Annotated in this window: 4 protein-coding genes; all 4 read left to right on the top strand. The window is 67.6% G+C overall.

What is annotated here, in order from left to right:
* The coding region (locus tag B1A78_RS19495; protein ID WP_179102103.1) for a TolC family protein at positions 1-551 on the top strand (551 nt) is incomplete at its 5' end.
* A 10-nt stretch (positions 552-561) separates the two neighbouring features.
* Positions 562-1734, top strand: a complete 1173-nt coding sequence (locus tag B1A78_RS19490) for an efflux RND transporter periplasmic adaptor subunit (RefSeq protein WP_077148552.1) — start codon at positions 562-564, stop codon at positions 1732-1734.
* 1 nt (position 1735) lies between these two features.
* Entirely contained in the window at positions 1736-4927 is a 3192-nt protein-coding gene (locus B1A78_RS19485) for an efflux RND transporter permease subunit (RefSeq protein WP_077148550.1), read from the top strand.
* Between the two features lie 666 nt (positions 4928-5593).
* On the top strand, positions 5594-6815 hold a 1222-nt coding region (locus B1A78_RS19480; RefSeq protein ID WP_179102102.1), incomplete at its 3' end, for a TonB-dependent receptor.

Below are 6815 nucleotides of genomic sequence, written 5' to 3'. Positions count from 1 at the left end.
GCGTGGGCGGCAAGACAGGCTCCTGCCCCGCCGGCGCGCAGAGCCTCGACGAACGGCTGGCGGCGGCCGAGCGCGATGCGGCGTCGGCGCGCGTGCGCCTGGCGCAAGCCGCCGCCGTCCCCGACGTCACGGCGTCGGGCGGCGTGCGGAGCTTTCGCGAGAGCAAGGACACCGCGTTCATCATCGGCCTGTCGATCCCGCTGCCGCTGTTCGACCGCAATCGCGGCAATATCGACGCGGCGCGGGCCGATGGCGATGCGGCCGAGGCGCAGCTGGCGCAGACGCGCCTCGACACGCGCCTGTCGCGGCGCGACGCCGAATTGATGCTGGCGGCCGCCAGCGAGCGGGTCACGGCGCTGTCGGGCGCGGGCCTGTTCCAGGCCAATGAAGCGGCGCGGCTGGCGGAGGTCGGATATCAGCAGGGCAAGTTCACGCTCATCGAGTTGATCGACGCGCAGGAAGCGCAGACCGGCGCCCATCTCAAACTCATCGAAGCCCAATTCGACCGTGCCCGCGCGCTCGCCGCGCTGGGCCGCGCGAACGCGCAATAGGAACAGTCATATGCAAATCCTTGAAAACAAAAATCTCCTGCTCGTCGCCGTCGCGGTCGGCGCGCTCGTCATGGGCGGGGGCGGCATCCTGATCGGGCGATCGATGGTCGGTCCCGACACCGCTCCGCCCGCCGCGACCCCGGCCGAAGCGGAGGAAGACGGACATGTCGAAGGCCTGATCGCGATGGACGAGGCGCGCGCCAAAGGCGCCGGCATCGTCACCGAGACGATCGAGGCCGGCGGCCTCGGCGCGGAAATATTGGCGCAGGGCGTCGTGGCGCCGACGCCCGAGGGCGAGGCGGTGCTGACGGCGCGGGCCGACGGTGCGATCATTCGCATCCATCGCCGCCTCGGCGATGTGGTGCGCGCCGGCGATACGGTCGCGGTGATCGAGAGCCGCGACGCCGCGGCGCTTGCCTCCGAGCGCAGTGCGGCGAGGGCGCGGCTTGCGCTCGCCCGATCGACCCATACGCGCGAGAAAAAGCTGTTCGATGCCCGGATTACCGCGCGGCAGGACCTCGAAGCCGCGGCGGCGGCGCTGGCCGAAGCCGAGGCCGAAGCCCGGCGCGCGCAGTCGGCGGCGGCGACGGCAAAGCTGTCGGGCGACGGACGCACGCTCGCCGTGACCAGCCTGATTTCGGGCCGGATCACCAGGTCCGACGCAAAGCTCGGCTCGCATGTGCTCGCCGGGACCGAATTGTTCCGCGTCGCCGACCCCGGGCGCATCGAGGTCCATGCGTCGGTGCCCGCCGCCGATGCGCGGCGGCTGCGGCCGGGTGATACGGCGACCCTCGAGCTTGCGGACGGCGAAACGGTGAAGGCGGTCGTGCGCTCGGCGACCCCTAGCCTCGATCCCGAAAGCCGGACCGCGACGATCATACTGGTGCCGGGCGGCGTCGCCGGGCTGACCCCGGGGCAGGGGTTGCGCGTCCGGATCAAACCCCGGGGCGCGGCCGCATCCAGCCTGATCGCGCTTCCCGAAGAGGCGGTGCAGACGGTCGAGGGGCGCGAGGTCGTGTTCGTGAGGACCGCCAAGGGTTTCCAGGCGACGGCGGTGGTCAGCGGCAAGCGCGGCGGCGGTCGCATCGAAATCGTCGATGGCGTGGCACCGGGCGCGGTCATCGCGACCCGCGGCGCCTTCCTGCTCAAAGCCGAAATCGGCAAGGGCGAGGCGGAGCATTGATATGATCGAAAAGCTCCTCGACGCGTCGATACGCTTTCGCTGGGCGGTCGTCCTGCTCACCCTCATCATCTCGGCCTATGGCCTGACGCAGCTGCTCAAGCTGCCGATCGATGCCGTTCCCGACATCACCAACAAACAGGTCCAGATCAACACCGTCGAACCCAATATGGGGCCGCTCGATATCGAGCGGCTCGTCACCTTCCCGATCGAGACGGCGATGGCGGGCATCCCCGGATTGCAAAGCTCGCGGTCGATCTCGCGCAACGGGTTCAGCCAGGTCACGGTGATCTTCGACGATAGCACCGACATCTATTTTGCGCGCCAACAGGTCGCCGAGCGGCTGAGCCAGGCCAAGGGCAGCTTGCCCGACGGCGCCGAACCGCAGATGGGGCCGGTGTCGACAGGGCTCGGCGAAGTGCTGATGTACACGGTCGATTTTGCGCCGGCGGCGACCGGGGCGAACCCGAAGCTTGCCGGCAAGCCGGGGTTCCAGCCCGACGGTTCCTATCTGACGCCGGCCGGCGAACGGCTCGTCGACGATGTCGCGAAGCTCGGATATCTGCGCACCGTGCAGGATTGGGTCATTCGCCCGCAGCTGCGGTCGGTCGCCGGGGTCGCCGGGATCGATTCGATCGGCGGCTATGAGAAGCAATTCGTCGTCCAGCCCGATGCCGGGAAATTGGCGAGCTATGGCATCTCCTTTTCCGAACTCGCCGAAGCGCTGGAACGCGCCAATATCTCGGTCGGCGCGAATTTCGTCGAACGCGGCGGCGAGGCTTTCCTGGTCCGCGCCGACGGCCGCATCCGCTCGCTCGACGAGATCGGCCGGGCGGCCGTCGCCTCGCGCGGCGGCGTGCCGGTGCTGGTGCGCGACGTCGCGACCGTCGCGATCGGCGGCGAACTGCGGACGGGCTCGGCCTCCGAAAATGGCAAGGAGCTTGTGGTCGGCACCGTGCTGATGCTGGCGGACGGCAACAGCCGCATCGTCGCGTCGGACGCCGCCGATCGACTGAAGGACGTCGCGCGGTCGCTGCCCCCCGGGGTGGTCGTCAAGCCGGTGCTCGACCGCTCGCAGCTCGTCGATGCGACGATAGGTACGGTCGAGAAGAATCTGGCGGAGGGCGCCTTGCTCGTCGCCGCGGTGCTGTTCTGGCTGCTCGGCAATTTCCGCGCCGCGATCATCGCGACGCTGGTGATCCCGATCTCGTTCCTCGTCATGGGGACGGGCATGACGATCACCGGCACGTCGGGCAATCTGATGAGCCTTGGCGCGCTCGACTTCGGCCTCATCGTCGACGGTTCGATCATCATCATAGAAAACTGCCTGAGGCGCCTTGCCGAACGGCAGCATTGTGAGGGCCGGCTGCTGTCGCTGGGCGAACGGCTGCACGAGGTGTTCGAAGCGTCGCGCGAGATGATCAAGCCCACCATCTATGGACAGGCGATCATCGTGCTGGTGTTCGTGCCGCTGCTCACCTTCACGGGGGTGGAGGGCAAGACCTTTTCGCCGATGGCGATCACGGTGCTGCTCGCGCTGGGCGGCGCGTTCGTCGCATCGCTGACCTTCGTGCCCGCGATGGTGGCGCTCCTCATCCGCGGCGAAGTCGCCGAAAAGGAGGTCCGTGCGATCGGCTGGATCAAACACCGCTACGAACCCGTCCTCAAACGCGTCATCGCGCGCCCCTGGCCGTGGATCGGGGCGGGCGGGGGAACCTTCGCGGCGGCGATGCTGGTGTTTGCCACGCTCGGCAGCGAGTTCATCCCGGTGCTGGGCGAGGGCAATCTGGCGATGCAGGCGCTGCGCATCCCGTCGACATCGCTGAACCAGTCGCAGGCGATGCAATTGCAGGTGGAGAAGGCGGTGGCGACGCTGCCCGAAGTCGCCTTCATCTATTCGAAGACCGGGACGGCCGAGGTCGCCAGCGATCCGATGCCGCCGAACGCGTCGGACACCTTCATCATCCTGAAGCCGAAGGACGCGTGGCCCGACGGCGTGCGAACGAAGGACGATGTGATCGAGCGGGTCGAGCAGAAACTCGCGCCGCTGGTGGGCAATGCCTTCGAGATCAGCCAGCCGATCCAGCTCCGCTTCAACGAGTTGATCGCCGGCGTGCGCGGGGACATCGCGATCAAGCTGTACGGCGACGATCTCGACGAAATGGGCCGCGCGGCGCAAGAGGTGGCGGCGATCCTGAACGGCGTCCCGGGCGCGGCCGACGTCAAGGTCGAGCAGACCGCCGGCTTTCCGGTGCTCGACGTGCAGTTCGACCGCGACGCGATCGCCCGCTACGGCCTCACGCTGCAGGACGTCAGCGATACCGTCGCGGCGGCACTGGGCGGGCGCGAGGCCGGCATCGTGTTCGAAGGCGACCGGCGCTACGATATCGTCGTCCGGCTCGACCGCGCGACGCGCGACGACCTCGATGCGGTGGGGGCGCTTCCGGTGCTCCTGCCGGGCGAGGGCGGCGCGCGCGCCTCGGTTCCGCTCCGCGAACTGGCCAGCTTCGGCTTTTCCGAAGGGTTGAACCAGGTCAGCCGCGAAAACGGCAAGCGGCGGATCGTGGTCCAGGCCAATGTCCGCGGCAACGACCTGGGGTCCTTCGTTGCCGAAGCGCAGCAAAAGGTGGAGGCCCAGGTGAAGCTGCCGTCGGGGAGTTTCATCGAGTGGGGCGGGCAGTTCGAGAATCTGCAGGCGGCCTCGGCGCGGCTGTCGATCGTCATCCCGGTCATCTTCGCGGCGATCTTTGCGATCCTGTTCCTCGCCCTTGGCGGCGTCCGCCAGGCCGTCGCGGTCTATTCGGCGATCCCGCTGGCGCTGGCGGGCGGGGTGTTCGCGCTGTTGCTGACGGGGCTGCCCTTTTCGGTGTCCGCCGCGGTCGGCTTCATCGTGCTGTCGGGCGTGACGGTCCTCAACGGGCTGGTCGTGATGTCGAGCATCAACCAGCGCATCGACGAAGGAAGGCCGGTCGATACCGCGATCGGCGAGGGAGTGATGGAGCGGGTGCGCGCGGTGCTGATGACCGGCATCGTGCCCGCCATCGGCTTCGTCCCGATGGCGCTCGCCACCGGGACCGGGGCCGAGGTGCAGAAGCCGCTGGCGATCGTCGTCATCGGCGGATTGGTCACCTCGACCCTGCTGACCCTGTTCGTCCTGCCCGCGATCAGTCATCTGCTGCTCCGCGGCCAGCGCTGAGCCGGACTAAGCCGAGCGCGGCCCCGCCCCGCGGGCCGCGCTCGGCTCTACACTTCGCTTCTCAACGCTCGGCTCATCCCCCGAAAGATTTTCTTTGCCGCAAAAGCGGCCGTCCGCGATTGACGAATCCAATATCAATCGATTAACTTGACTTTGTCGTTCGGCGCTGGTCGGGACGGACGACAGGCTCTCCCGCCTCCCATCGACCCGCGGCTTTTGACCGGGAAGCAGCTTGCTCCGCGTTACCAACGGCTAAAGCGCGTGATGCTCGGGCGACATCGCCAGGCATTGCGTTCCCCCAGAAGGGGTATTGCGATGCGCATGTGTAGTATCTTCATCTAGCCCATTGCGCTTTCCACGCGCGGGATAGCGGACCAACCGCATCCCCTCCGCGCGGCAGCGCCCTCCCTTCATCCAGGCCGCCCTTTCCTCACGCGAGGGCCCGCGGCTTTGCGTCCGGCGCCCGTGCGCCGGCGAACGGTGAACCATGCCTCATCTGACCCAATCCGACCTGTCGGATCTGGCTCGCTATCCTGCGTCCCTGCGCAGCGCGGCTCGCGCTTTGTGGGGCGACGGGCCGGCGAGTGCACGATCCGGCGCGGCGCATCGCGCCCATCTCAATCCAATCAAAAAGGGGGCGGGAACGCCGCCCGGGGACATCACATCATGACACGCTATTCTCCCGACCATCGCCTGCGCCTGCTGCTCGGCGCCGCGCTCGCTGCTTATGCGGTGCCTGCCACGGCGGCCGAAACCGCCGTGGAAACCGCCGCCGAGGTCGCGACGATCGTCGACGACGGCGGCGAGGCGGCTGGCGACAGCTATGACGGCACCGAAATCATCGTCTCTGCCCGCCGCCGCGACGAAAGCGCGCAGGACGTGCCGATCGCGCTGACCGTCGTCGGCGCCGAAACGCTCGAAAAGACCGGAAACTACACGCTGACGCAGATCCAGCAGATCGTGCCCAGCCTGCAGGTGTTCAGCTTCAACCCGCGCAACACCAACATCAATATCCGCGGCCTCGGCAGCAATGTCGCGCTGACCAACGATGGCCTCGAAAACGGCGTCGGCTTCTATATCGACAATGTCTATTACGGCCGCGTCGGGCAGACGCAGTTCGACCTGGTCGATCTGCAGCAGATCGAGGTGCTGCGCGGGCCGCAGGGGACCTTGTTCGGCAAGAACACCACCTCGGGCGCGATCAACATCACCTCGAAGAAGCCCAGCTTCGACCCCGAATTTTCGGGCGAGGCGAGCGTCGGCGACTATGGCTATTACCAGCTGCGCGGGTCGGCCTCGACCGGCCTCGTCCGCGACCTGATCGCGGTGCGGCTGAGCGGCGCGGTCACCGAACGGCGCGGCTTCCTCTACAACGACACGCAGAAGGAGCGCGCGCAGGACTATTCGAACTGGAGCGTGCGTGGCCAGCTGCTGATCACCCCGTCGACCGACCTTGAGGTCAAGATCATCGGCGACTTCTCGCGCCAGAAGCAGAACCATGTCCTCAACATCTTCGCGGGCTATTTCGGCACCTATGCCGACGGCACCGCGATCCCGAACAATTTCGCGGCGCGCGCGGCGCGTTTCCCGGGCTACAGCTTCCCGACGATCGATCCCTTCGCGCGGCGCGGCGAGGCCGACGGCCATTATCAGTCGAACATGGACGGCTATGGCGTGTCGGGGCAGGTCGACTGGGACCTTGGCGCCGCCAAGCTGACCTCGATCACCGCCTATCGCTGGTGGGACTGGAACCCGGCCAACGATGGCGATTCCACCGCGCTGCCGATCGTCACCAAGGCACAGCAGGCGAACCGCCAGCGCCAGTTCAGCCAGGAAATCCGCTTGGCGTCGGACAGCGGCGGGCCGATCGATTATGTCGTCGGCGCCT

Source organism: Sphingopyxis sp. KK2, assembly GCF_001990265.1.
GTDB lineage: Bacteria > Pseudomonadota > Alphaproteobacteria > Sphingomonadales > Sphingomonadaceae > Sphingopyxis.
This window is presented reverse-complemented; position numbering and strand designations above follow the sequence as displayed.